Origin of the sequence: Flagellimonas spongiicola (genome assembly GCF_023502425.1) — a bacterium.
GTDB classification, from domain to species: domain Bacteria; phylum Bacteroidota; class Bacteroidia; order Flavobacteriales; family Flavobacteriaceae; genus Flagellimonas; species Flagellimonas spongiicola.
The window spans coordinates 591,143-616,536 of the sequence record NZ_JAMFMA010000001.1 but is presented as its reverse complement, the minus strand read 5'-3'; the positions used below and the strand labels follow the sequence as shown (position 1 = coordinate 616,536).

At 39.3% G+C, this 25,394-nt stretch carries 25 protein-coding genes; 13 read left to right on the top strand and 12 right to left on the bottom strand.

The annotated features are described in order from the left end of the window. Positions 1 to 23: 23 nt before the first annotated feature. From M3P19_RS02945 to M3P19_RS02930, 4 genes are read left to right on the top strand one after another with little or no spacing between them, the layout of a single operon-like run. Positions 24 to 1,400, top strand: coding sequence for an amidohydrolase family protein (locus M3P19_RS02945; RefSeq protein WP_249656125.1), 1,377 nt, complete (start codon positions 24 to 26; stop codon positions 1,398 to 1,400). 50 nt (positions 1,401 to 1,450) lie between these two features. Continuing rightward, positions 1,451 to 4,642, top strand: a complete 3,192-nt coding sequence (locus M3P19_RS02940; RefSeq protein WP_417953513.1) for a VPS10 domain-containing protein — start codon at positions 1,451 to 1,453, stop codon at positions 4,640 to 4,642. After that, positions 4,642 to 5,340: a DUF2490 domain-containing protein gene (locus M3P19_RS02935; protein WP_249656124.1), complete on the top strand. Its 699-nt coding sequence runs from the start codon at positions 4,642 to 4,644 to the stop codon at positions 5,338 to 5,340. The genes M3P19_RS02940 and M3P19_RS02935 overlap by 1 nt, the downstream gene beginning before the upstream one ends. A 52-nt stretch (positions 5,341 to 5,392) precedes the next feature. Then, positions 5,393 to 6,613 carry a bifunctional alpha/beta hydrolase/OsmC family protein gene (locus M3P19_RS02930; protein WP_249656123.1) on the top strand — a complete coding sequence of 407 codons (1,221 nt, stop codon included), beginning with the start codon at positions 5,393 to 5,395 and terminating at the stop codon, positions 6,611 to 6,613. A gap of 8 nt (positions 6,614 to 6,621) precedes the next feature. On the opposite strand, the gene M3P19_RS02925 is transcribed toward M3P19_RS02930, so the two are convergent. Then, positions 6,622 to 6,795, bottom strand: coding sequence for a hypothetical protein (locus M3P19_RS02925; protein ID WP_249656122.1), 174 nt, complete (start codon positions 6,793 to 6,795; stop codon positions 6,622 to 6,624). Positions 6,796 to 7,059: 264 nt separating this feature from the next. On the opposite strand from M3P19_RS02925, the gene M3P19_RS02920 reads away from it, so the two are divergent. Next, positions 7,060 to 8,064, top strand: coding sequence for a bifunctional helix-turn-helix transcriptional regulator/GNAT family N-acetyltransferase (locus M3P19_RS02920; RefSeq protein WP_249656121.1), 1,005 nt, complete (start codon positions 7,060 to 7,062; stop codon positions 8,062 to 8,064). Between the two features lie 79 nt (positions 8,065 to 8,143). Here M3P19_RS02920 and M3P19_RS02915 read toward each other — a convergent pair whose 3' ends face one another. Continuing rightward, on the bottom strand, positions 8,144 to 8,791 hold the full coding sequence (locus tag M3P19_RS02915) for an OmpW/AlkL family protein (RefSeq protein ID WP_249656120.1): 648 nt from the start codon (positions 8,789 to 8,791) through the stop codon (positions 8,144 to 8,146). 201 nt (positions 8,792 to 8,992) lie between these two features. Here M3P19_RS02915 and M3P19_RS02910 point away from each other — a divergent pair, with 201 nt between their 5' ends. Continuing rightward, positions 8,993 to 10,177, top strand: coding sequence for an LETM1-related biofilm-associated protein (locus M3P19_RS02910; protein WP_249656119.1), 1,185 nt, complete (start codon positions 8,993 to 8,995; stop codon positions 10,175 to 10,177). Positions 10,178 to 10,273: 96 nt separating this feature from the next. On the opposite strand, the gene M3P19_RS02905 is transcribed toward M3P19_RS02910, so the two are convergent. The 9 genes from M3P19_RS02905 to M3P19_RS02865 all read right to left on the bottom strand — a co-directional run bounded on the left by M3P19_RS02905 (position 10,274) and on the right by M3P19_RS02865 (position 16,135). Further along, on the bottom strand, positions 10,274 to 11,029 hold the full coding sequence (locus M3P19_RS02905; protein WP_249656118.1) for a LytR/AlgR family response regulator transcription factor: 756 nt from the start codon (positions 11,027 to 11,029) through the stop codon (positions 10,274 to 10,276). Between the two features lie 14 nt (positions 11,030 to 11,043). Beyond that, the gene (locus M3P19_RS02900; RefSeq protein WP_249656117.1) at positions 11,044 to 11,373 is read right to left on the bottom strand and encodes a 2TM domain-containing protein; all 330 of its coding nucleotides are present in this window, start codon (positions 11,371 to 11,373) and stop codon (positions 11,044 to 11,046) included. Continuing rightward, positions 11,373 to 11,678, bottom strand: coding sequence for a 2TM domain-containing protein (locus M3P19_RS02895; protein WP_249656116.1), 306 nt, complete (start codon positions 11,676 to 11,678; stop codon positions 11,373 to 11,375). Before M3P19_RS02895 ends, M3P19_RS02900 begins: the two co-directional genes overlap by 1 nt. 2 nt (positions 11,679 to 11,680) lie before the next feature. Next, positions 11,681 to 11,983: a 2TM domain-containing protein gene (locus tag M3P19_RS02890; RefSeq protein WP_249656115.1), complete on the bottom strand. Its 303-nt coding sequence runs from the start codon at positions 11,981 to 11,983 to the stop codon at positions 11,681 to 11,683. 41 nt (positions 11,984 to 12,024) lie between these two features. Then, positions 12,025 to 12,303 (bottom strand): 2TM domain-containing protein, encoded by a 279-nt coding sequence (locus tag M3P19_RS02885; RefSeq protein WP_249656114.1) that lies wholly within the window; start codon positions 12,301 to 12,303, stop codon positions 12,025 to 12,027. 168 nt (positions 12,304 to 12,471) lie between these two features. Next, positions 12,472 to 13,794, bottom strand: coding sequence for a 2TM domain-containing protein (locus M3P19_RS02880; protein ID WP_249656113.1), 1,323 nt, complete (start codon positions 13,792 to 13,794; stop codon positions 12,472 to 12,474). Between the two features lie 2 nt (positions 13,795 to 13,796). Further along, complete coding sequence (locus M3P19_RS02875) at positions 13,797 to 14,420, bottom strand: hypothetical protein (protein ID WP_249656112.1); 624 nt, start codon at positions 14,418 to 14,420, stop codon at positions 13,797 to 13,799. A gap of 4 nt (positions 14,421 to 14,424) precedes the next feature. Further along, entirely contained in the window at positions 14,425 to 14,844 is a 420-nt protein-coding gene (locus M3P19_RS02870; protein WP_249656111.1) for a DUF2141 domain-containing protein, read from the bottom strand. A 166-nt stretch (positions 14,845 to 15,010) separates the two neighbouring features. Then, complete coding sequence (locus tag M3P19_RS02865) at positions 15,011 to 16,135, bottom strand: glycoside hydrolase family protein (RefSeq protein ID WP_249656110.1); 1,125 nt, start codon at positions 16,133 to 16,135, stop codon at positions 15,011 to 15,013. Positions 16,136 to 16,391: 256 nt separating this feature from the next. On the opposite strand from M3P19_RS02865, the gene M3P19_RS02860 reads away from it, so the two are divergent. The 6 genes from M3P19_RS02860 (at position 16,392) to M3P19_RS02835 (ending at position 22,850) form a co-directional block, all read left to right on the top strand. Further along, complete coding sequence (locus M3P19_RS02860) at positions 16,392 to 18,788, top strand: TonB-dependent receptor (protein ID WP_249656109.1); 2,397 nt, start codon at positions 16,392 to 16,394, stop codon at positions 18,786 to 18,788. Between the two features lie 27 nt (positions 18,789 to 18,815). Further along, a complete protein-coding gene (locus M3P19_RS02855; protein ID WP_249656108.1) occupies positions 18,816 to 19,628 on the top strand; it encodes a DUF4249 domain-containing protein in 813 nt (270 codons plus the stop codon). 354 nt (positions 19,629 to 19,982) lie between these two features. Continuing rightward, positions 19,983 to 20,756 carry a hypothetical protein gene (locus M3P19_RS02850; RefSeq protein ID WP_249656107.1) on the top strand — a complete coding sequence of 258 codons (774 nt, stop codon included), beginning with the start codon at positions 19,983 to 19,985 and terminating at the stop codon, positions 20,754 to 20,756. 53 nt (positions 20,757 to 20,809) lie between these two features. Further along, positions 20,810 to 21,322, top strand: a complete 513-nt coding sequence (locus M3P19_RS02845) for a nuclear transport factor 2 family protein (RefSeq protein WP_249656106.1) — start codon at positions 20,810 to 20,812, stop codon at positions 21,320 to 21,322. 29 nt (positions 21,323 to 21,351) lie between these two features. Beyond that, positions 21,352 to 22,116, top strand: a complete 765-nt coding sequence (locus M3P19_RS02840; protein WP_249656105.1) for a hypothetical protein — start codon at positions 21,352 to 21,354, stop codon at positions 22,114 to 22,116. Between the two features lie 122 nt (positions 22,117 to 22,238). Next, positions 22,239 to 22,850: an FMN-binding negative transcriptional regulator gene (locus M3P19_RS02835; RefSeq protein WP_249656104.1), complete on the top strand. Its 612-nt coding sequence runs from the start codon at positions 22,239 to 22,241 to the stop codon at positions 22,848 to 22,850. 6 nt (positions 22,851 to 22,856) lie between these two features. Here the strand turns inward: M3P19_RS02835 and M3P19_RS02830 are convergent, their stop codons facing one another. Further along, on the bottom strand, positions 22,857 to 24,617 hold the full coding sequence (locus M3P19_RS02830) for a PorP/SprF family type IX secretion system membrane protein (protein ID WP_249656103.1): 1,761 nt from the start codon (positions 24,615 to 24,617) through the stop codon (positions 22,857 to 22,859). 302 nt (positions 24,618 to 24,919) lie between these two features. Here M3P19_RS02830 and M3P19_RS02825 point away from each other — a divergent pair, with 302 nt between their 5' ends. Further along, on the top strand, positions 24,920 to 25,393 hold the full coding sequence (locus M3P19_RS02825; protein ID WP_249656102.1) for a GNAT family N-acetyltransferase: 474 nt from the start codon (positions 24,920 to 24,922) through the stop codon (positions 25,391 to 25,393). Position 25,394 lies beyond the last annotated feature (1 nt).

Below are 25,394 nucleotides of genomic sequence, written 5' to 3'. Positions count from 1 at the left end.
AACCTTCGAAACGATATAACCCTATGAAAAAACTAATTGTTCTGGTATTAGCCGTTATCGCTACGAGCTGCAATCAAGCGCAAGAGAATAGGATTAGCGGTGATTTATTGGTCCGAAATATCAACCTCATTAATGTGAACAATGGTGCTGTAATTCCAGCACAATCCATTGTCATTGACTCTGGTAGGATCAAACTGATTTCTGATGTGCAATTAAATGCAGCTAACTTCAATGAATCCATTGATGGCACTGGTAAATATGTAATTCCGGGGCTGGCAGAAATGCATGCACATATTCCACCGGCAACCACCTCGGCGGAACGCATGGAAGAAACACTTTTTCTTTATTTATCAAACGGTATCACTACTATTCGTGGAATGTTGGGTGCACCTATTCATTTGGAACTTCGCGAAAAAGTCAAATCTGGTGAAACCCTTGGGCCTAGAATATTCACTAGCAGTCCGTCAATGAATGGTCTTACGGTTACCTCCGAAGAAGAAGCGATAGCTAAGGTAAAGGCGTACAAAAAAGATGGATATGATTTTTTAAAAATCCATCCTGGGATTAGACGTCCTGTGTTTGATGCACTGGCCAAAACAGCGCATGAGGTAAACATACCTTTTGCCGGACATGTCCCTGTCAATGTTGGAATTGAGCACGCACTGAAAAGTAATTTTGCCACTATTGATCATATCGATGGTTTTTTAGAAGGATTGGTACCCGAAAGCAAGAATCTGAACCCAGCTGACAATGGCTTTTTTGGATACAATTTTACCCAACATGCAGATACTACAAAAATTGCAGATCTGGTGGCACTTTCCAAAGAACATAAGGTGTGGATAGTACCTACCCAGAGTCTTTTTGAGCGTTGGTTTGCACCTATACCTGCTGATACTTTGTTACAACAACCTGAAATGAAGTATATGCCAACCACTACCTTGAATCAATGGAGGGATATAAAAATTTCAACAACAGGACCAGAATCCGGATTTGACACATCCCAATGGGAGAAATTTATCAGTATTCGAAAACAACTATTGAAAAGCCTTCAAGAAAATGGACTTGGTATTCTTTTGGGATCTGATGCTCCACAATTGTATAATGTACCTGGTTTTTCCATTCATCACGAAATTGCGGGAATGGAACGGGCAGGATTGACCCCCTTGGAGATTTTACAAAGCGGAACCATAAATCCAGCGCGTTATTTAGAACTTACGGATGAATTTGGAGACCTAAAAGAAGGTCTGGCAGCAGATATGGTAGTCCTAGATGCCAATCCGTTGGAAAACTTGGAAAACTTAAAACAGATTACCGCGGTTATTGTTCAAGGTAAAGTAATAGATAAGCAAGCCATTGATACCAAATTGGCTTCCATAGCGGACCATGCTGCTCAAAACTAGAAATGAAACTATCATTAATCAAAACACGAAAAATTAAATACACCAAAATGATCAAGAATTTATTTTCCCTGATGTTATTGTTTTTAACATCGATGGTATGTGCCCAGGAATTCAATATGGAAATGATACAGGACATGAAACCTCGAAACATAGGTCCTGCAGGAATGAGCGGAAGGGTTACGGCCATTGATGTGGTAAATGACAACCCTGATATAATGTACGTGGGTACGGCTTCTGGAGGTATTTGGAAATCAACATCAGGCGGCATTAAATGGGAGCCTGTTTTTGAAAAAGAAGTCACTGGTTCGATTGGGGCAATTGCCATACAGCAATCCAATCCATCCGTAATTTGGGCAGGTACTGGGGAAGGTAATCCCAGAAACAGTCTAAATGGCGGTTATGGAATTTATAAATCGTTGGATGGCGGAAAATCATGGAAATCTATGGGATTGGAAAAAACAAGGCATATCCATCGCGTTGTAATTGACCCTACAAATCCAGATGTAGTATATGCCGGGGCAATCGGTTCTCCCTGGGGGGAACATCCCGAAAGAGGTGTATTCAAAACCTCAGATGGCGGCAAAACCTGGTCCAAGATTCTTTTTGTGAATAATAAAACAGGGATTGGGGATTTGGTCATGGACCCTTCCAACCCGAACAAATTGATTGCGGCCATGTGGGAACATAAAAGGGACCCTTGGTTTTTTAAGTCAGGTGGCTCAGGTAGTGGATTGTACATTACACATGATGGTGGTGACAATTGGAAAAAAGTGTCTCCAGATGATGGATTTCCAAAAGGTGATTTGGGAAGGATTGGCATTGCGATAGCTAGAAACAAACCCAATGTAATCTACGCGTTGGTGGAAGCCAAAAAGAATGCGTTGTATAGATCAGATGATGGCGGTTCCAAATGGGAAAAAATCAACGATAAAAATGACATTGGTAATAGACCATTTTATTATTCTGAAATTTATGTGGATTCTCAAAATGAAAATCGAGTGTTTTCCATATTTACCTACGTGAATGTTTCTGAAGATGGCGGAAAAAACTTTACGCAATTGATGCCAGCCTATCAAGTTGATAATGGTGTGCACCCTGATCATCATGCGTGGTGGATACATCCGGAAAACGGTCAATTTATGATTGATGGCAATGATGGTGGAATGAATATCACCAAAGACGGAGGAAAGACTTGGCGATTTGTTGGGAATCTTCCATTGGCACAATTCTATCATATCAATGTTGATAACGAATACCCATACAATGTTTATGGAGGTATGCAGGATAATGGCTCTTGGAGAGGACCAGCCTATGTCTGGAAGTACCAAGGCATCCGAAATGATTACTGGCAGGAAATCGCATTTGGCGACGGATTTGATGTTGTACCAGATTTGGACAATAATCAATTTGGGTATGCCATGAGTCAACAAGGTTTTGTCTCACGTTACGATTGGAAAACAGGAAACAATTATATCGTTCGCCCTACCCCGCCAGATGAAACCACCAGACTTCGATTTAATTGGAATGCAGGAATTGGACAAGATCCATTTGATAATAGCACCGTATACTTTGGAAGTCAATTTGTGCATAAATCCACGGATAAAGGCCTAACATGGAAAGTCATTTCACCCGACTTGACCACCAACGACAAATCCAAACAAAAACAAAGCGAGAGTGGCGGGTTGACCATGGATGCCACCGGAGCAGAAAACTATTGTACCATACTCGTTATTGAAGCATCACCAGTGGAACGGGATATGCTTTGGGTTGCCACAGACGATGGTCGCGTTCACTACACTCAAAATGGAGGAAATGCCTGGACGGAAGTAACAAATAATATCAAGGGTCTACCCAAGGGTAGCTGGATACCGCAAATAAAGGCATCCAAAACCAATCGCGGTGAAGCTTTATTAATTGCTAATGATTACAGACGTTTCAATTATACGCCATATGCCTATCGCACTAAGGATTACGGAAAAACTTGGACCCGAATTGTAGATGAAAATGATGTGGAAAGTTATGCTTTGTCGATTGTGGAAGATTCGGCAAATCCAAATCTCATGTTTCTTGGAACAGATGATGGTCTTTATGTATCGCTGAACGCAGGTAACAAATGGCAAAAATGGACCGCTGGATTTCCAACGGTTTCCACGAAGGATTTGATTATTCATCCAAGGGAGCAAGATTTGGTTTTGGGAACCTTCGGAAGAGCTGCATGGGTATTGGACGACATCCGACCGCTAAGAGCTTTGGCCAATGACAATACTATTTTGAAAAAGGATGTTGCCTTGTTCGAAAGCCCTGATGCCTACCTTGCTGCATACCAGCAAGCTACCGGTAGTAGATTTGGTGGAGATGCCTTATACAATGGAACAAATAGAGAGGAAGGCGCCATGATCACCTATTATTTAAAGGAAGGTGAAAAAGTCAAAGAAAAGGAAGAAAACAAGGAAGAAGACGCAGAAAAGTCCGATGACAAAGCGAAAAAAGACTCTATTTTCTTTAAGATTTATGACGGAGACCGATTAATCCGAACTTTAGGTTCAAAGACTCCAAAAAAAGCTGGTTTTCACAGAATCTATTGGGAACTGGATGAAAAAGGTCCTGATAACCCGTCGAGAACAATTAGCACCAACACAAATGAAAGAGGCGGCATAACCGTAAAACCTGGTACGTACAAGGTAAAAGTTCATTTAGGGAATGCTATCGATTCTACGAGCATAACTGTAAAAACAGACCCAAGAATAAAAACCTCTTCTAGTTCAATAAATGCGGTATATGATGCAGGTAAAAAACTTGAAGCATTTACGCAAACTGCAGCTGATGCTGTAAAGCAATTAGCCCAAAGCAAGGAGTTGGCAAATAAATTCCAAAAGGAATTAAAAGAAAAAGACAAGGAAGCTTATGCGGACCAAATTAAAGCATCAAAGGAAATAACAAAGGAAATAGATAGCGTGATGGCACTGTTTATTGGGAAGGAAGATACCCGACAGGGGTTAACGCGGAATCCTGAAATTACGGTAATGAGAAGAATCAATACCGCCAATTTTTATGTTGGAACCAGACAAACAGGATTAACCGATACAGAAACACAATTAGTCAATTTTGCGGAAGCCGAATTGAAAACCGCCTTAGCTAAAACCAATTTATTTTTCAACGAAAAATGGAAAACCTATAAAGATTCCATTGAAGCCTTAAATTTGTCCCCTTTTAAAGAAACCAAGGAATTTAGATTGAACTAATGAAGAAGTTAATTGTTCTTTTAATTCTGCTAGTGACCTCTAGTGGAATCCACGCCCAACAACCAGGGGAAAATGAAATGGGCGCCTGGTACATGTATTTCGGAACCAATAAAATTGCTGAGCGCTTCAGTGTACATACAGAAGCACAATTTCGATTCTATGAGACCGCATCCAACTTTAATCAGTTGTTGTTAAGAACTGGATTGAATTATCACATCAACCCAAACGCCATTGCAACTGCAGGTTATGGTTTTATTTCAACGGACGGCACTTTTGAGGAGTTCCCTAATGAAACCAACAGCAAGGAACATCGAATATTCCAGCAATTCATACTTAAAAATAAAGTCTGGGAGTTCCTTTTTGAACATCGGTATAGATTGGAACAACGATTTATTGATTTTGGGGATAGAACAGATACACAACATAGAGCGCGCTATCGTATTCAGGTTACTTTACCTTTGACAGATACCTTTTTCTTGAATTTTTATGACGAATTGTTCATCAATCTACAGGACGATTTATTCGGTCAAAACCGATTATATGGTGCACTCGGAATCCATGTAACCGAAAACAGCAGTGTACAATTTGGCTACCTCAGAAACCAGTTCACCAACGCTGTATTTGATCGTTGGCAGATAGGAATCTTCTTTAATCCCGACTTAAGGAAAGTATTCAAAAAGAAGGAGCCTTTGGATTAAAAACAAAGACGCATAACTTCTGATTGGAATACCAACTAAATGTATCAGTCTTATGGGTCTTCAAAAAGTATCATTTAAAAATGCAGACGGGCAATCTTTGATTGGCCGTTTGGAACTACCAGTGGATCAGCATCCACATAATTTTGCAGTATTTGCCCATTGCTTTACCTGCAATAAAAATCTATTGGCCGTTAAAAACATTGGAAAAGCGTTGACTTCACATGGTTTTGGGGTCTTGCGTTTTGATTTTACGGGATTGGGTGAAAGCGATGGTGATTTTGCCGATACAAATTTTTCAGGGAATGTTCAGGATTTGGTTGCGGCGGCCAATTTTCTAAAAGAGAATTACAGCGCGCCAAGTCTTATGATTGGACATTCATTGGGTGGAGCGGCAGCTATCTTTGCCGCCTCTGAACTCGACAGCATTAAAGCGGTGGCAACTATTGGTGCTCCTGCTAATCCCATCCATGTAAAACATTTGTTGCAAAGTGGTATTGAAGAAATCGAAAACACCGGTAAGGCCGTAATTAATTTAAGTGGAAGGGATTTTACTATTAAAAAACAATTCCTCGTTGATTTAGAGACCAAATCCCTCCCAGAAACTGCAAAAGCGATGCGCAAACCTTTACTGGTATTGCATTCGCCCCAAGATGATACAGTTGGTATTAAGAACGCAGAAGAAATCTACATAGCGGCACACCATCCAAAAAGTTTTGTTTCTCTGGATGGAGCAGATCATTTGTTGACCAGAAAGGAAGATTCGCTTTACGTTGGCGAGGTTATTTCAGGTTGGGCCAAGCGGTACGTGGATAATTTGGAAACGAACAATAAAGGCTTAAAAACAAAGCATCAGGTGGTTGCAAGTTTGGACGCTAACGATGGGTTTACAACGCAGATGAAGGTTGGTAACCATTATATGGTTGCAGATGAACCTACAAGTTTTGGTGGTAACGATTTTGGTCCTTCCCCATATGAGCTGGTATCTGCCGGTTTATCTGCCTGCACAGTCATGACCATTCAAATGTATGCCCGTCGTAAAGGGTGGCCAGTGGACAACGTTGAAGTTCATACTTCATATAGTAAATCACATGCTGAAGATTGTGAGGATTGTGAAAATCCATCGGCTAAAATCGACACATTCCGTAGAGAAATTAAGTTGCAAGGTGACCTCGATGACAACCAAAAAGCTAGAATCATGCAAATAGCGGATAAATGCCCCGTGCATAAAACATTGCACAGTGAGACTCAGGTAATCAGCAAGCTAGTGGAATAATGGCGTTCTTAGCATTGACGCATGTAGAGAATATCAAAATAATCAAGCTCTAGTTCAATGGCAGCCTTATGGATTTTACGCAGGGAACGTACGTAATCGGCATAGCCGATTTCCCCATTGTAAAGCAGTTTTTTTAGACGATGATAGCCCTTGCAAAAAGATCTGCGCTTTTTGCAGTACATAAGAAAATCGATATAACGCGATGGCTGTTGAACCAACATAAATTCCAGTTATTGTTTATACTACGTTAATCGGGGGCTTATATAAATAACGACCTTTTCTTAAGCTTATTACTTCCAGGTATGGTAAAAAACACTACTGGGTTAATGAAGTTTGGGTCAATTTGTCCTTGTAAAACATCGCTATGTGACTTCAGTTTACATCGAACAGGAAAATGTTTAATTGTTTTAATATTTATATATTTACGTAACTAGTTACGTTTTTTTATGGAAATAGACTTTCTTCAAAGCTTGGAGCATTTAGGGTTTACTGCGCGGATCAAACGCCTAAATGAGCGTATCGTATCAAGCACGGTTTCGCATTATGCACGGCACCATATGGACATAGACCCTAATTGGCATGTTATTTTCCTACTCTTAAAATCCAAGGGACCACTTACCGTCACTGAAATTGCCAGCTCCTTAGGTTTCTCTCATCCTGCCATGATAAAAATTACACGAAAAATGCGTGAGCATGGTTACTTGGACATGTATAAGGATCCAAAAGATGGTAGAAAAACCTGTATTAGTCTATCTGAAAAAGGTAAAGATGTGCTCCCCTATTTCGAGAAAGAATGGGAGAATATCCGTACTGTGTTGCAAGAAGTGGTAAACCCTGATTTTTTAATTCAACTTACTGAATTGGAGAATGCGTTGGACAACCAAAGTTTTTCAGAGCGATACAACCTGCGATTTGGGCAAAATAGTCCTACTATGGATTACACTATACGCAATGCCCTACCATATGAATTTGCAGGAATAGGACAGCTTCTGGTGTCCGTATATTCAAATTTGGAAGGATTCCCAAAGGCCAATGAACAACCGGAGTACTATGAATCGTTGGCCAATATTGGTGAATTTACGCATAATCCTGGTGTAGAATTACTAGTTGCCCTATCCAATACCAACCAAATATGGGGTGCTATTCTCTATTTTTCAGACATGACACATTATGGTGCTCCAAATGTCAAATTCCCAAAAAGTGATGTATCCGGATTTCGATTATTGGCCGTTGACCCTTCAGCAAGAGGGAAAGGAATTGGCAGGGCATTAAGCAATGCCTGTATTGAAAAAGCAAAGAAATCGGGTCATAAACAAGTTCTAATTCATTCCACCGCCTACATGAAACCGGCACAACGTATGTATAAGCAGATTGGATTCAAACGACATCCACAAATAGACTTTAAATTAAACGGGTTGGAAGTATATGGCTTCCGGTTACCATTAGCCTGATGTAAAAAAGAAAGCGGCTTGCCAATACAAGCCGCTCCCACCATCAAAATAAACCTAAAAACCAATACTGGTTTTCACCCTATAATTTGACCCCTACGCCAAATCCTATAATCCAAGGGTTGATATCCACATCTGCACCTACTGTGGCGCCCAGAGCGGTGGTTGCATTTACTGTTGCATCAGTATTCAAAAAGAGTTTCTTAACATCAAGGTTCAAGAACCATTTGTCATTCAACATATAGTCAAAACCACTTTGAAGGGCATAGCCAATTGTGGTATCGTAATCAACATTGTCAGCTACTGGTCCTTCGTTAACGCCATAAAAAAGTGTAAGATTCAATCCTGCTCCAACGTAAGGGATAAAGTCACCCCCAGTAAAATGGTATTGTCCGGTCAATGTTGGCGGTAGTAACCATACATGGCCCAAATCCAAATCCCCAGCAGCTGTACCAACCGCTTCAACATCATGTTTGGTGGTCGCCAATATCAGCTCCATAGACCAATTTTCATTAAAGAAGTAGGTAATATCAAATTCCGGTACTACTGCTGTAGAAATTGATGCATCTCCACCAATAGCTTCAATATCCGCACTTTCATCTGGCGTAACTACAATTCCCCTTAAACGAAATTGCCATTTACTGCCATCGGTGTTTTGTACATCTTGAGCCAATGCATTACCGAATGTCAACATCACCATTGCTATTATTAGAATCCTTTTGTTTCCCATGATTTGAAGTTTAAAATTTCCCCAAAGCTACTTCGGTATGTTTCCCAAGAATATGACCATTATCATTGGTGGTTGCAATGCCTATAAATACAGCGATTAACACTATAAATTTGTTTGTTCTGAAACCATTCAACATCTAATTTGTGAATTGGATGTTATTATCTTAGAATTTCCTTTACTTTGACATGTAAATCTTAACCGATGAACCCTTCTTCTTCTGGATGGATCAACAAGTTTGGGCACCTCGTAAAAAACGATCGTTCTTGCTTCAAGGACTTTGATGCTTTATACACCGAATTAAGGAGAAATGGTTTTATCTATGGGATTCATTTATACATTCCGGAATTTATACCAACCACACATAGTCTAACCGAAGATGAAATTGCCAAAATAAACCTACTGACGGCATTGTATTTTACCTATAGATTTGAGACCAACCAAACGGACTTTGAAACATTTGTAAGCACTGTTTTCAATTACTACCAATCCTTGGATGTTGGTAAAATCTCCTTTTTAAACAAAATACTAGCCGGAAAACGGACGGAAAATCAGTTGGAAAAGCTGTTGGATTCTAGAATCTATCTTGGAGGAAATGCTTTCAATAGAGCCTTTGGCAATAGTATAACCAATTCTTTATTATATGTTGACATACTAATTTTCAAGGTATACCTCAAGAACCAAGACCTACTGAGGGAACATGCCCAATTATTGGAATATGTAACCATGAATATTGCCTATCATGCACTCAACAGTAAAGAGAGTGATGAAAAAGATGGAAGATTAATGCATTTGTTGGCTTCTTCATTGACCTATGTAGATTTGAATTCTACAAATTTTGATGGAACCTATAGAGATTTATTGCAACACAATTTCACCCAAGAAGAAAAGAATTATTTTATGGATATGGCTTGCTTGACCATATGGGAAGACAAGTCATTAAACTACACCGAATCCGATTACATTTTAGGTCTTGGAACGGATTTAAATTGGACTGAAAAACAGGTGGAAATTGCACTGAAAAATGTTCAAGATTTCTTCGAAAAAAACAAGGATCAAGTTGCCTATTTAAGCGACAAAAACTTGGCCTCACAATTCTACGATGGGATGTCTAAAAATGTGAGCAAACTGATTTTAAGAAACAGCAAACGATTAAAAAAAGAGTTAACGGAAAGTAAAGAATTAATGGGCCTACTTTCACAAGCAGCTGTCCGGGAATTGAGTCATGATGAAAAGAAAAAAATGCAAAATCAACTGCTTGATATTTTTAAAAGCGTCCCTTCTTTAGCTATTTTTATGTTACCTGGAGGAGCTGTTCTACTCCCCATTTTCATCAAGTTGATTCCAAAATTGTTACCTTCGGCATTCGATGACAATCGTATTGACTAAAAAGAGTTGATTTGGCATTAAAAACCCACTATAAAGAAAATTTATAGTGGGTTTTTAATTATATTTATAATTTGATAATCAGCACTTTGATTCATATTACTCTAACCATAGCTTAAAGTCTTTCACGCGTTCCCTACTTACGATAATTTCCTGTTCACCAAAGCGTTTTAACTTGATTTGAAGCCTTGAATTTGTATACGAAATGATATCATTGATATGATTTACGTTCACATAAAACTTCCTGCTTACCCTAAAAAACAATTGCGGGGACAACTCCTCCTCCAAATGTTCAAGGGTAGTATCCAACAAGTAATTTCTACCTTCAGAAGTTGCAGCATATGTTCCCTTGTTTTCACTATAAAAACATTCCACATCTTCCGCATTTATAATCTTTAAGTGCTGCCCAACTTTTACCGTAAACCGTTTTTTGTATTCCCGTTCAAGTGGGTTGACCAACAGCTTTTTGATATCATTGAAATCAACCGAAATCTTTTGATTTTCGGGCTTGAAATCACGGTACTTTTTTACCGCATTTTCGAGCTCTTCATCATCAATGGGTTTTAACAAATAATCGATGCTGTTCAACTTGAATGCTTGGAGTGCATATTCGTCATATGCCGTAGTGAAAATAATGGCACTTTTGACTTCAATACTATCAAAAATTTCAAATGAAAGTCCATCAGATAATTGAATGTCCAGAAAGATCAAATCCGGATGAGGATTGTTTTGAAACCACTCTATGGATTCTTCAACCGAATGGAGCATTTGAGAGACTTCTACATTCAGTTCCATCAACAATCTGCTTAACCTTCTAGCAGCCGGTTTTTCATCTTCAATGATAATAACGTTCATAGTATTCCTTAATGCTATTTGGAGTTTTGTTCCTCCTTATTCATGATTTCGTTAATTTTTCGCTTCTCCCATCCAGCTATTATTGGATGACCAAAAAGGTTCAAAGCTTGTATTACAAGTATGAAACCCCACCATATTGGTGTTGATATAAATTGCCAGTGTAAATATCTGGCAAAACCTTCGTCATGAATCCCAGATTCTTGTATAACATAGTTGGAAACGTCATTTTTGATGAGTAACAATATAATATTGACCACCAAGTAAACAATCAAATGCGAATAAAATCCTTTGATTTTACGCACACGTTTATGCGCTTTTTCAAGTTTTTCCAGATTGGTTTCCATTACTTGAACTTATCCATTTCTTTTTTATCCTCGTCAATATACTTTTGTATCTGCCTTTCTTCCCAATCTTTACTGAAAAAGGGATTGAAATCGAAGACTTTACTAGCATGGAAGAACAAACCAATTCCCCAAGCGAACAAGGTGATGAAATTTGGCCAGTGCCAAAAATCATCAGTATTTCTGTAAATATTGAAAAGGATAAAAGTATTCACCACCGTATAAATTGAAGCGTGAATATAGAACCCTTTTAAATCCTCTATTTTCTTTTTTGCTCTTTTATATTTTTCTTCATTAAAATTTTCCATGATCATTTCCATTTTTGTTGATTTTCATCCTGACCCATCAGTTCCTGAATCTTTCGCTCTTCCCAACCTTTACCAAAAAAAGGATTGAGGTCAAAGACTTTAACCGCATGGAAGAACAATCCAATTCCCCATCCAAATGCAGCCCATAAAAACCACATATAGGAAAAGTCATTTGAAAGGTAGTTGATGATTGCCAATACAGTAATCACAACGCAATAGGAAGTTAAGTTCCCATAAAATTTTTTCAACTGATCTACGCGTTCCTTGGCACGTATGTACTTGGATTCGTTACTAAGTTTATTCATCTTGGTCGGTTTTTGGAAGGCTTATTAAAGATACGTATTCATTAGAATTTGCTATCGTTCATATACTCCCTGATCTTGCGTTCTTCCCAATGTTTTCCGAGTATTGGGTGATTGCCAGTAGCATTCATCCATTGGCTTAAAAGACCTATCCCCCATCCCACTGCAGGGAACAATGCCCATGGAAAACTTGAAGATCGATAGTTGAGGTAAACCAAAAAAGGGATAATTATACAATAAGCGAAAAGACTCGAATAAAATCCCTTTAAACATTCCACTCTTTCTTTAGCTCTGTTATAACTTTTTTCGTTGTTGAATTCCATTTGATGTGTATTAATTGATTGACTTGATTTTTAATTACATATCAAATTTCCGAATCTACCGAAGGATTTAAAAAAGTACTTGAACCAATTGTTGTTTTTGAGGGATGAACTGTAAGTACAAACTAAAGATGACCAGAAGCAAGGGCTATAAATTACCGCACAATACTATCAAAAATCCTCTTTGTCCATCAATTCCTGAATCTTTCGCTCTTCCCAACGTTTCCCCCAAAGTGGATTATACCCATAGGCCTCCATTCCATGAGCCAATAGTCCAATACCCCAACCAAATGTTGGGAAAAAGGCCCAAAGGAAATCAGTAGTCCTAAAATTTAACCACCATAGAAAGGGGATCACAATACAGTACGAAAGCAAATGGGAATAAAACTCCTTGATAGCCTTTACACGCTCTTTTGCCTTTTGATAGCGTTTTTCCGCAATAAAACTTTGCTGGGTTTCGGCGACTACCACCTGTTGAGTAAGCATTGGCAATGAAACACTGAAATTGGAATGTGTTTTGGAAATATCCACTGCACGATCTGTCAAAATACCATACCGCTGTTTTATATTCTGCAACCCAACTCCGCTGCTTTTCTTAACTACTTGTTTCTCTTGAAGGTTGTTACTTACCGTAAGCATACCAGCGTCTTCCGTTACCTTGATATGAAGTGGTTTGGTGGCTGTTACCACATTATGTTTAACAGCATTTTCCAAAAGAAGTTGGAGGGACAATGGAACAATTTTAGCGTCCGGCATACTGCTTTTTTCAGGGATATCAAACACTATACTTTCTTCAAATCGCATTTTTAACAACCGAACATAGGTACGTGCAAAGTTCAATTCTTCATCCACTGTTACCAAATCCTTATTTTTTTGTTCCAACACATAGCGATAAACTTTGGAAAGTGATGTGGTGAATTTTTGCGCCTGGTTAGGGTCTTCCTCTATCAAACTGGTCAACACATTTAAACTGTTGAACAAGAAATGTGGATCCAGCTGGTTTTTAAGTGCATCAAAACGCGCAGAAGCCGAACCCGCAATGATTTTTTGCTTTTTTACCTCCTTTTTCTGCATTGCCCGATAGAAATAAAATGCATGGGTGAACAATGAGGCAATCAAAGTGATAACTATTGCAATGAGATAAGGCTCTGAGGTTTCATTTTTAAAGAACTTAACGAAGGCAACATCGGTATAATAAAAGTAAATGGCATACCTAAGCAATCCGAAAGCAATAATAGTAAGGATGAAAGAACCAATCGCCCCTACCCATAGTCGTTTTTGAGGATACTTTTCCCAAGGATAGACAACGTTCATCCAATCATGGAAGTACGAATTGACAGCTGTAAGGCCAAATGAAAATATAAAACCAATAACAACGCTCCTAATAATATTCTCAAGAGAATAGTCGCCATCCCCAAATACAAAAAGGCTTAGGATGGCGACTACTACTGTTATCAGTAATGAAACTTTTAAAACTTTAAGAAAGTTCTGCATGCTTATGATTTACATTGCTCCAATACCTGTTCGGCACGATCTTTCCCCCATGAGGGATAAAACGGAGTATCATTGCTAAAATTAGCAAAAAGTTCCAAGGATCTTTCAATGTCCTGGCAGTAAGGCGCGATATCTTTACCGAAATAACGTGCACTTCCCATATCCCATTCAGCCTTGGATAACACCACTCGTGGATTTTGAGGCGCCATAGCCATGGCCTGTTCATACAGCTGGAAATTTTTACCAGATAATGTCATACCATAAGTGGCTCCGTCATAAGCTATCCAGGCCGTATTGATCAATGCTTCCAACACCATCAATTCCGGATTATCTGGGGAAATTGCCTTGGCCAAATCCAAAAACTCCTTTGCCTTTTCAAGTTGTTTGGACAGTTTCTCAAAATCCCTTTCACCAAATGATGAAATGGTATTGACATGGGCCACGTAGTAATGAGGAATCCAATTGTCCTGTTCGGCCATGGCAATTCTTTCAAACAAATTGGAAGCTTCCAAAGGTTGTTGTTGTCTCCATAACTGGAACGCTTTTTCCATGCCCTTCACGTATTTATCTTGTGCTGTTGTTGCTGCGGTTATGCTTAAAAATGCAAGTACTAGTAATCTTTTCATGAGTTTAGAGTTTTATGATTTGCTGATTCGTTTCTTGATTGATGATGAATTTGGCATCGTCCCATCTAGGTGGTCCGAAATTAGCAGGTGCTTGGTTGCTGCACGCATAGGATTCCTTTGGGATCATTCCCAAATATTTATCCATTTTTCCATTGTCGTTCTCGTCATGGTATACAGAGATAGCATATTCGCCATATGGCACCTCCTTAAACACGACTTCACATCTTCCATTGGTAATGGTGGAGCTTTCACCCTTGTACGTTTGCTCCAACCATTCTCCTGCGGAATTGTATAGCCCAACGTATAGCATGCCATCGTCAGATGCAATATCTTGAATCTTCACGCTAAGAGTGGCTGTGTTTTGGGCAATGGCGGCCATTAAAGAAAATAGACCGAACCCAAGACTTAAGATTAATGATTTCATTACTTTTCGTTTTAGTGATTTGCACCACAAAAATTGCCTTATACCATGGATCTAGGTAATAAGAACTACCGAATTGTAACTTTTAGGGGATGAACTGTAAACCTGAAGCAAAAAAAATACCCGATGACCATTACAATCACCGGGTATCCCACTTGAAATATAAAAACTAACGTCTACTATATTCTTTATATATAGCCTCTTCAAATACTTTCCAATGTGCATCTGTCATTCTTCCTGGAGTGAACAAACATATTCCTGTTGCTCCATTAACCATTGATGCTTCTATAGCAGCTGCCAATTCCTCTGGCAATAGACCGTGGTTTTCAGGGTCCTTCTCACTACCTTTCTTTTCTGGTTTGGGGCAGATGAACAACCCGCTGTAAACTGGTGCACCGTCTTTTGCTGCTGCTACTTCTTCCTTAACCATTTCGCCTATCCAATCCGTTCCTTCCAGATAAAAGTCATTGTAGTTCATAGGATAAACGGCATCCAAATTCCAATTGTTCCATTCTTGACGAACCAATTTTTTTGAAATGCTCGGTCCTGGAAAAACTGCGGCATTTATTTCTTTCCCTTTACTTTCCACAACCTCATCCAATCGATTTACTATACTGGTAATCAAATCATACCTAAACTGCTTCCACTCCATTACCTGTGTTGGATCTTCCACCTCTAGGATATCTATACCGGTTTTCTTCTTGAAGTTCGCGGTGCATAAATCGCAGTAACAATAATCATATTCAGGATACTCCTTATCCATCACCAAGCCATACTTATCCCATAATCCGCGGGCAAGAATCACATCAGGAAAACGGATATAATCCAAATGAATCCCATCTACTTCTTCAACCTCAGCCACGCTACCATACAAGTCGGCCAAGAAATTATAAGTACCCTCCCTGCTTGGGCAGAGAAAAGTATAATGTGGTACATAGGCAGGCTTGTCAAATGCTGATTCACCGTTTCGGTTTACCGCGTACCATTCTTTGTCAATTTTTGGATTTTCACCTTGTACCATGGTAGGAATCCATGTATGGAATTCCATCCCGGCTTCCTTCACAAACTTCCCTACCCTTTTATACGTTGCTGGATCATGTCCACCATTGTACATTAGACCATCTATCCCTTTACCTTTCAAATCTTTGAACTGGGCTCTCAATTCTTGGTCTGAGGCATCGCCAGGTCCTCCCATCCAAGCATAAACCGGAATTTTGGTTTTCTCAGCTTCCTTTTTTTCTGCACAGGAAGTTATCAGCAAGGCTAAGATTAAAAAGGTAAAAAGGTTTCTCATTTATGGCTATTGCATTAATCGAGGATGAATTTAAAGATTCCTTTTTGTTAATCAACTGAATCTTAGCTAAACGACATCGATGGAAATACGAACATCAAATTAAGCCCTCTTTCACTCCTCCATTCGATTGAATTTTAGAAAAAAACCATAACCCGATTTTTTTTTCGAGTTAAATGCAACCCCTTCCAAATTTCAATTGTCCTTAAGTCAAATGAATCCTAAACTGGATTCCATCAAATTCATTAAATCAAAAAACATGAGACAAAAGAAAAAAAGGCGAAGCCTTCCGTGGATGTGGACTGGCTTATGCTTTTTAATGGGAACCACACTAGCTGTGGCTCAAAATTTTACCATCAGTGGTACCATTACTGATAAAATGAACGGGGAATCGTTATTTGGCGCTTCCATTTTTTTAGAAGGCACGAGTATTGGAGCCGTTACCAATGAGTATGGCTTTTATTCCTTGAGTGCACCTTCAGGTGATTACACCTTGGTATTTTCTTACATGGGTTACAAAGATGTAAGCATGCAAATCAATTTAACCCAAAACCAAAAGATTGATATGGAAATCGAAGAGTTTTCCACACAATTGGACGAGGTTGAAGTTACTGCAGAAGAACCGGAAAGAGCCATTCTACGAAAACCGGAGATGAGCGTTTCCAAACTCAATATCAAAACGGTTAAACAGATGCCCGTAGTTTTGGGAGAGGTAGATGTAATCAAATCGTTGCAGATTTTACCCGGTGTCACAAGCAATGGTGAAGGGTCCAGTGGTTTCCATGTTAGAGGTGGTGCCGTAGATCAGAACTTAGTACTATTGGATGAAGCCATAATCTACAACACATCGCACCTTTTAGGTTTCTTCTCTGTTTTCAATGCTGATGCTGTAAAAGATCTTAAACTATACAAAGGTGGTATTCCTGCCAAGTTTGGTGGTAGGGTCTCCTCGGTATTGGATGTCCGTCAAAAAGATGGAAATAGTAAAAATTTCGCTCTTACTGGGGGTATAGGAGCCATTTCGAGTAGATTGGCTGCTGAAGGTCCCATGTTCAATGATAGAGGGTCTTTCCTTGTAGCAGGTCGTGGTTCTTATGCGCACCTTTTCTTGAAACTGGCAGGTGAGAAAAATAGTGTCAGTTTTTATGACCTCAACCTGAAAACCAATTATGAAATCAACAAAAACAACAAACTCTACCTTTCAGGTTACTTTGGTAGGGACGTATTTGATTTTGACGGTTCTTTCAGTAGTAGTTATGGAAACGCCTCTGGGAATCTTAGGTGGAACCACATATTCAATGACCGCTTGTTTTCCAACCTTTCATTGATTTATAGTAAATATGATTATGAATTAGGTATTGAAGATTTTGAATTCGATTGGATTGCGTCCATCAAGAACTACAACGCCAAATATGATTTGAAGTATTATTTCAGTGATGCCTTTAAATTGGACTTCGGAATCAGTACCATCAAATATGAGTTTGACCCTGGGCAAATAGAACCCACGGGGCCTAATTCAGCAATCAATGCGTTGCAATTAGATCAAAAAAGAGCGTTGGAAAGTGCTGCTTATATTGATGCGGAGCACAAACTCACGGATCGTCTAACGGCACAATATGGAATTCGTTTTAGTCATTTTAATCGTATGGGAGGTCAACCGCTGTCCATCTATGCGAATGATCAGCCATTGATCTACAACAACACCTTGAATTTTTATCAAAGGACGGATCCAATTGACGAAGTGACCTTCAAGAAAAGTGAAAGCATCAGAAAGTTTTCGAACTTGGAGCCCAGATTGGCTTTGGCTTATCAACTAAACGATTATTCATCCATTAAAGCTGGATACTCCAGAGCTGCGCAATACATCCATTTGCTTTCAAATACCTCTTCCGTGACACCCTTGGATGTTTGGACCCCAAGTGGTAAGTATATTGAGCCCCAATTGTCTGATCAATATGCCTTGGGTTATTTCAGGAATTTCGTTGACAAAATGTATTCACTGGAAGCTGAAGTTTATTACAAGACCGTAGACAACCGTATTGATTACATAGATGGTTCGGACCTTATCGGTAACAATACCATTGAAACCGAAATCTTGAATGGGGAATCTAGAGCATATGGATTGGAATTACTTTTACGCAAGAACGAAGGTGATTTTACCGGATGGATTGCCTACACACTTTCCAAATCGGAGCAACGAACAACGGATACACGGGCAGGTGGCCCAGGTATAAACAATGGGGATTGGTATAGTACTCCATATGATCGTACGCATGATATTTCCGTGACAGGTGCCTACCAACTGAATCCTAAATGGAGTTTTGGGGCAAACGCAATCTATCAGACCGGTAGACCAGTAACCTATCCCAATGGGCAATATCAATATGAAGGCGTTTCCGTTGCAAGTTATTCGCAACGGAACGCTGATAGACTTCCTGACTATTATAGATTGGACGTTTCTGCTACTTATCGACCAAACAAAAAGCCTCAAAAAAGATGGAAAGGCGAATGGGTCTTTAGCATTTACAACGTATTGAATAGAAAAAATGCGGCATCCATTTCCTTCGGTCAAAATTTTGAAACCGGAGCCAATGAGGCTACGCGTACTGCCATTTTCGGCATCGTTCCATCCCTAACCTACAATTTTAAATTCTAAGCCATGAAATTTCATAAAATATTATTGATGCCAATACTAATCCTTGCGGTTTCTTGTACCGATGTAGTTTCAGTTGATGTTCCAGAAGGTCCTATTCGACTTACCATAGAGGCTTCTCTGGATTGGGAAAAAGGGACATCTGGCAACGTGCAAACTGTTCTATTGAGCAATTCCACCGCTTTTTTTGATAATGAAAATCCAGCACCGGTCACCGGAGCTGTGGTACAAGTCATTAACAATGATTCTGGAGCAGTATTCAATTTTGCAGACCAAAACAATGGTAGCTATAGCACAAATTCCTTCGTTCCTGTTCTTGGCAATTCCTACACGCTTAATGTTACCTACCAAGGTGAACGATACACCGGTACAGAAACACTTAATCCTGTTAGTGATATTACCGATATTTTTCAATCCTTGGAAGACGGCGAGGATGATGAAGCCTTGGAAATCAATGTTTCTTTCCAAGATCCTGTGGATGAAGAAAATTACTATTTCCTGCGGTTTCAAAGCAGGAATGACCAGTTACCAGAACTGTTTGACATCAAAGATGAGTTCATCGACGGAAACCTAGCAACATTTTACTGGGAAAAAACCGGAGACGATGATACCGATGAATTTATACCAGGTGAAACTGTAGATGTGAAACTCTTGGGTGTTTCTGAAGATTACTACTACTACCTGCAGCTATTGATAGAACAATACGAAAGTGCAGGAGATCCATTTAGCGCTACACCTGTTCCTTTGGTTGGAAATTGTATTAATCTGGACAATCCAGAGAATGTACCCTATGGCTATTTTAGAGTTACCCAGATGGTACAGGACAGTTATACTTTTGAGTAGTTTTTTGGTTGGTGCAGATCCCAAGTTTCGACCTTTTGGTTGAACTTGGGATTTTGCTTTTTAAAAATAACACGACACCCTAATGTGTTTTTGTGGGAAAAATTCCCGAAAAAAATAAGTTTCAATACTTATTTTAACATTTTTCAACTCTTTAAGCTATTCATTACCAGTTTTTTAGTATATTGAAGAGTTGGGACATACACCTTACCCCCTACCCAACTTCCGTTATTTGTTCCCCTTTAATAGTAGACCCTTTACTTGCAAAGAATGGGCAGGCTCATGTTGATTGAAATTAGGCAAGTTGACCCCCGATGTTAATAGGACTGATTCGATAACAACCAATCACTTATATATATGAAAACACGAACAACAAAGCTGTTTGTGACTCTGTTCACAGCGGTAATTGCAATGGGTAGCTATGCCCAAGAAAAAACGACGCAAGCGTATTGGGTCCATGAAGATCGCATTAAACCATCCATGGTGATGGAATATGAAAAGGTTAGCAAAGAACTAACTGAAGCTTGCAAGACAAATAACATCCAAACCCTGGCATGGATCTCAGCTCAAACGGATGATTTAAGGTATCTCTTTATTTCGCCAATTGATTCGTTATCGGACATTTCAAAGGCAAATCAAGGATTTGGAACCTTACGGGATAAAATGGGCGCAGAGGCCTTTGACAAATTATTTGACGACATGGATAATTGCTATACGGCCCATGGGGATTATGTGCTCGTATTGGACAAAAGTCTTTCCTATATGCCAGGAGGAATTACGCAAACCCCTGAAGGTCAAGATTATCGTCGTTTCGTCTATTTATACACCACACCCTCTGGTCTGGGTGAAATGAAAGAAGGAATGATGGCCGTTAAAAAAATGTTCGAGGAAAAGGAGTCCAAAACCAATTACCGTGTTTATCGCAGTGCCTTTGGAAGCATGGACAGTTTTTATATGGTTGCCATAGCTGCGGAAGATGGAGCAACCTATGAAATGAATAGAGATGCCAATAACAAATTGCTTGGCCCTGACGCTCAGGCGGTATTCGGTAAAGTCATGGCGCATGCCACGGAAATCAAAGAAGTTTCAGGGAAAATGCGACCAGATTTAGCCTACTCACCCAATAATTAAAATACCTCCATGGGAAATGATTCCATGGTTATAAATAACTAAAATCCATTATAATGAAAAAACTATTTGCACTTTGCTTTACAGTAATTCTAATTGCTGCCTGCAACCAGGGACCAGTTCGGTACACCCAAAACTCCCCGGAAATTGACACTGTAAAAAAATTAATCGCCAATTACAATGGTAAAAACTATGATGCCAGTATGTATGCGGATACCTCCCAAACGGTATATAACTCTTCAAAAGTTATGTCTCCAGCAGAGACAATGGACTATCATAAAGGAAACGATGCCAACTATTCCAGTCGAGGGTTTACTGGGGAAGACCCAGAATACGAAATGGTATTGACCGACAAGGGTCAGACGTGGGTCAATTGCTGGTTAACCTGGGAGGCTACTTTGGCAGCCAACGGGAAAGAAGTAAAAGTGCCAATCCATTTAACTTATCGTTTTGCCGAAGGAAAAATTGTACGTGAATATGGATATTGGGATCCCACTGAAATTGTAATGACCCTCCAACAATTGGCCGCAGAAGCTGCAATGGCAGAAGAAGAACCGGTCGAAGAATAAACTAATAACCAACCAAAAACTTTAATGAAATGAAACGAATAGTATTTCTAGCATTGCTAATTCCAACCATGGTTTTAGCGCAAGAAGCAAGGGATTACGGCATGTTTACGAACGTTATGCTTACTGCCAATCCTGAAAAAATTACAGAATTTGAAGCTGGTATCGCTGCGCATAACCAGAAGTACCACGCTGAAGGACCTTACACAGCAAATGTGTTTTTTGTAATGAGCGGCAGCAATTTTGGAAAGTACATTTGGAGCATGGGGCCAAATACTTGGGGCTCTATGGACAATGCCCCACAAGATGATAATGGGCATAACGAAGATTGGAATAAAAATGTGGCTGCCCATGCCATGGCAGAAACAAATGTTACCTATTGGAAACTGGACACCAAACGTTCCAATTTTACCAAAGATTTCAAACTGAAAAACCTAGCCGTATTCATGTTGGACATCAAGCGATTTAAGGGTCCGGACTTTGCTAAGCTATTAGACAAAGTAACTGAAGTGTTCAAAACCAAGGATGGTGCTGAGCAGTGGGGGGTGTATTGGAATGAATTGGCAAATAAAGACGGTCAGGACATGGCTTGGGTAAACTTCTTTGAAAGTAGTTCATGGATGTCTCAGGAGGATAAATTTCCGCAATGGTACGAAGAAGTCCATGGCGAAGGCTCCTTTATGGAGTTTTTAAAGGAATTTGATGCAACCACACATGGCGACATGCAGGAACTATGGGCATTTAGACCTGATTTGAGTGGTACCGACGGTTCCGTACAATCTGCGGAACGGCAATAAGAATAACCATAACCAACCGAGAAAGTGGAGGCTACATAATGAGTCTCCACTTTTTTTGTTTAAAACTTGAATTCTACAGTTTATATTTCTGAAATTTGATGGTGAATTGAATAGTTAAACATATGTACATCCCTCACTCCTACCAAAATGAAAACCTTGATGAAATAAGGGAATTTATAACCAAAAATAGCTTTGGAATTTTAGTGAACCAGTTGGAGGGTAAACCTTGGGCCACCCACCTTCCTCTAGAACTCGCAACAAATTCAAATGGCAAGGAAATATTGGAAGGTCATATTGCCAAGGCCAATCCGCAGTGGAAAGCCTTTGAAGACAACTCAAAAGTACTTTGCATATTCAATGGCCCGCATGCCTATGTGTCCTCCTCATGGTATCAAGAAGAGGAAGTCCCAACCTGGAATTATATTGCAGTACATATCTACGGAACTTTGAAAATTCTTTCGGAATCAGATACCATGGAAGCCTTACATCGATTGGTGGATAAATACGAGATGAACTCATCTAACCCACTATCGTTAAATGATTTATCACCAAAAACTTTAAGACAAGTCAAAGGCGTTGTGGGTTTTCAAATAGAAATTGATGAAATACAAGCGGCATATAAGCTTTCACAAGGTAGAACCCACGACCATGCTCGTATTATTGAGGAATTAGGTAATCAGGATGATGCTGGAAGCAAGGAAATTGCATCCAGAATGAAAGACTTAAAAGCGTAAGAAATCCTATTCGTTATCCTGGAACTTGGTATCCGCCCAATTTGAATATCTGGGATTATCCACATGCATAATCCAAAGTTCATCCCGATACTCCCCTTCCATTTGTGAACGATAGGCTTCATAAGCCAATTCGTTTTCCTCATATTTTGCAAGGTATACATAGTTCAAGCCATTATCAGGATTCTTAAAGAACTTCGCATCCAAACCACGCTTCTTCAAATCATTCATGAAATTTTTCAAGTAGGTTTCATTTTTAAAAACATTGGCCACGATATAATGACCTTTACCTACACCATCCAAATTAATGAATTTCTCAATGGGCTTATAGGCACCTCCCGTAAACGTTCCCTTAGTTTCTTTTTTTGGTTCCGCTTTTACCGTGTTTTCTGCTAGACTAGTGTTGTTTAAAGTATTCGCTAATGAGTCTAAATCGGTACTCTTGGCCAAATATAGCTTCTGTGCCTGGGCTTCTATATCGGGCATTTTATTATTGGTCTGTCGTTTTACCATTCGCATCACCATTTCAAATCGTTTCTCCAAATCCCGCTGCCTATGTTGCTCCAAAGAATCCATTTTAAAAATCAGCTCGTTGATAACGGCATAGTTATCGTCTTGCTGTGCCTTTAGCTCCTTTACCTGTGCTTCCCAGAACGCAAGGTCCTCTTTGTTGGTTGGACGCAAAGTTGTCTGGGCATTAAGTTTGTTTTTACGCTTTTTCTTGCTCTCCTTTATATCGGCAACAAAGGTTCCCTCAATGGGTTTGCGTTCCTGTTCATTGTTGGAAGCAAGTGTGTTTTTACTTAGTGAGGGTACAAAGGAGAATGCAATGGAAACTTCGTGGGTTACCCCTAAATCAGTTAGATTGTTGTTGATGTTTTTTTCAAAGTTGTATCCAAAGGATAATCTACGATTCAAGTTAAAACCCGTTCCTGCTGAAGCGCCATAAAATTGGTCGTATCCGCCTTGGATCCATCCTAATTTTGGTAAATCCAGTATCAAACCACCACCAAAAATAGGGTCCTCATTACCTTCAAATCGCGCGCGGGCCAAAGGTAGCAATCGACCATCTTCAAAAATTCCTGGCCCATTTTTAAACTCATGGGCAAACTGAATATGACCTGAAAATGTCTTCTCGTTGAACTCACTCAAAGATTTTCCGGTTTTGATGTTGTAATCCACTAGATTTTGGGCAAAAACGCCAAAATCAAATTTACCTAAGGACAGATTTAATCCGGGCTGAAAAGAAATTATAGAGTTCTGTGTGGTGGAATTCAATAAAGGGTCATCCTCTACCGTAATCGCACGATCAGGATCAAAACTACTCACATAATAAGGGATATTCACTCCAAAGCTTAGGTTACTCTTCTGTCCTAATTGAATACCATGGGAATAGTTGGCCATTACCCCTAAATTGGATATTACACCTTCTTGCTGATTGTATAGACTAACGCCCATACCAATGCGATCATTGATACGCCCACTATAACTTAAAAAGTAATTTTGATTGTTATCATTAAAATCCGCTCCTTGACTCCTATGGAATAGGTTCACATAAGATTTGTCTTCACGGACTGCTGAAAATGTTGGGTTAATCAGGAATCGATTGAACTTCAATAAATTCTGAAACGGTACATCATAACTAACGTACGGGTTGCTTTCCTGAGCATTTAACCCAGTTGTGATCAAGCATGATATGAAAAGAAAAAATACGTATTTATACGGTAACGTTTTTTTGCTTTGGGAGAATGGGGGTAAAATTACTTCCATAGCCAATGGGTGTTAGTAGGTTAAAGAGCCTGATTGGTACAGGTGTGTATGTTTTGTTGGTTCTCATTAGCAAGATTTGGGATACTTGTAAGAGTTTTACTATTAACTTATCTGTAATATTACATATTAAATCGGTAAAAAACCAATTTTATCGTTCAACTGCATGGTTTAAGCGGTAATTAACCGCCTAAGATTTTAAAAACGAGGAATTTAGGTATTTATTTTATCCCTGCTTACTCCATTTACATCTTGTCATTTTTTCAAATTGATTGTATTTTTAATTCTTTAAACCATCCCAATAAATGAGTAATTCCACGCGCATTATTCCATATACAGATGACTATGCTATCGCCTTCCGCGATCTTAATGAAGAATGGATTACCAAATACTTCAGAATGGAACAAATGGATCTTGTTTCACTCCATAACCCCAAAGCATATATTATTGACAAAGGTGGCTACATTGCGGTGGCTTTATTAAATGATGAGCCCGTTGGTGTTTGTGCTCTGATTCCAAGTACCCGTAAAGGATTTGAGTATGAGTTAGCCAAAATGGGGGTCTCACCAAAAACGCAAGGAAAAGGTATTGGCAAACAACTTGGTCTACATATTGTTGAAAAAGCCAGATCCCTAGGTGCACAAAAAATCTATTTGGAAAGTAACCGAATACTAGAGCCAGCTATCAATCTTTATAAAAAATTGGGTTTTACAGAAATTGTTGGTGCCACCTCTCCTTATGAACGCAGTGATATCCAAATGGAATTGGATTTATCCTAAA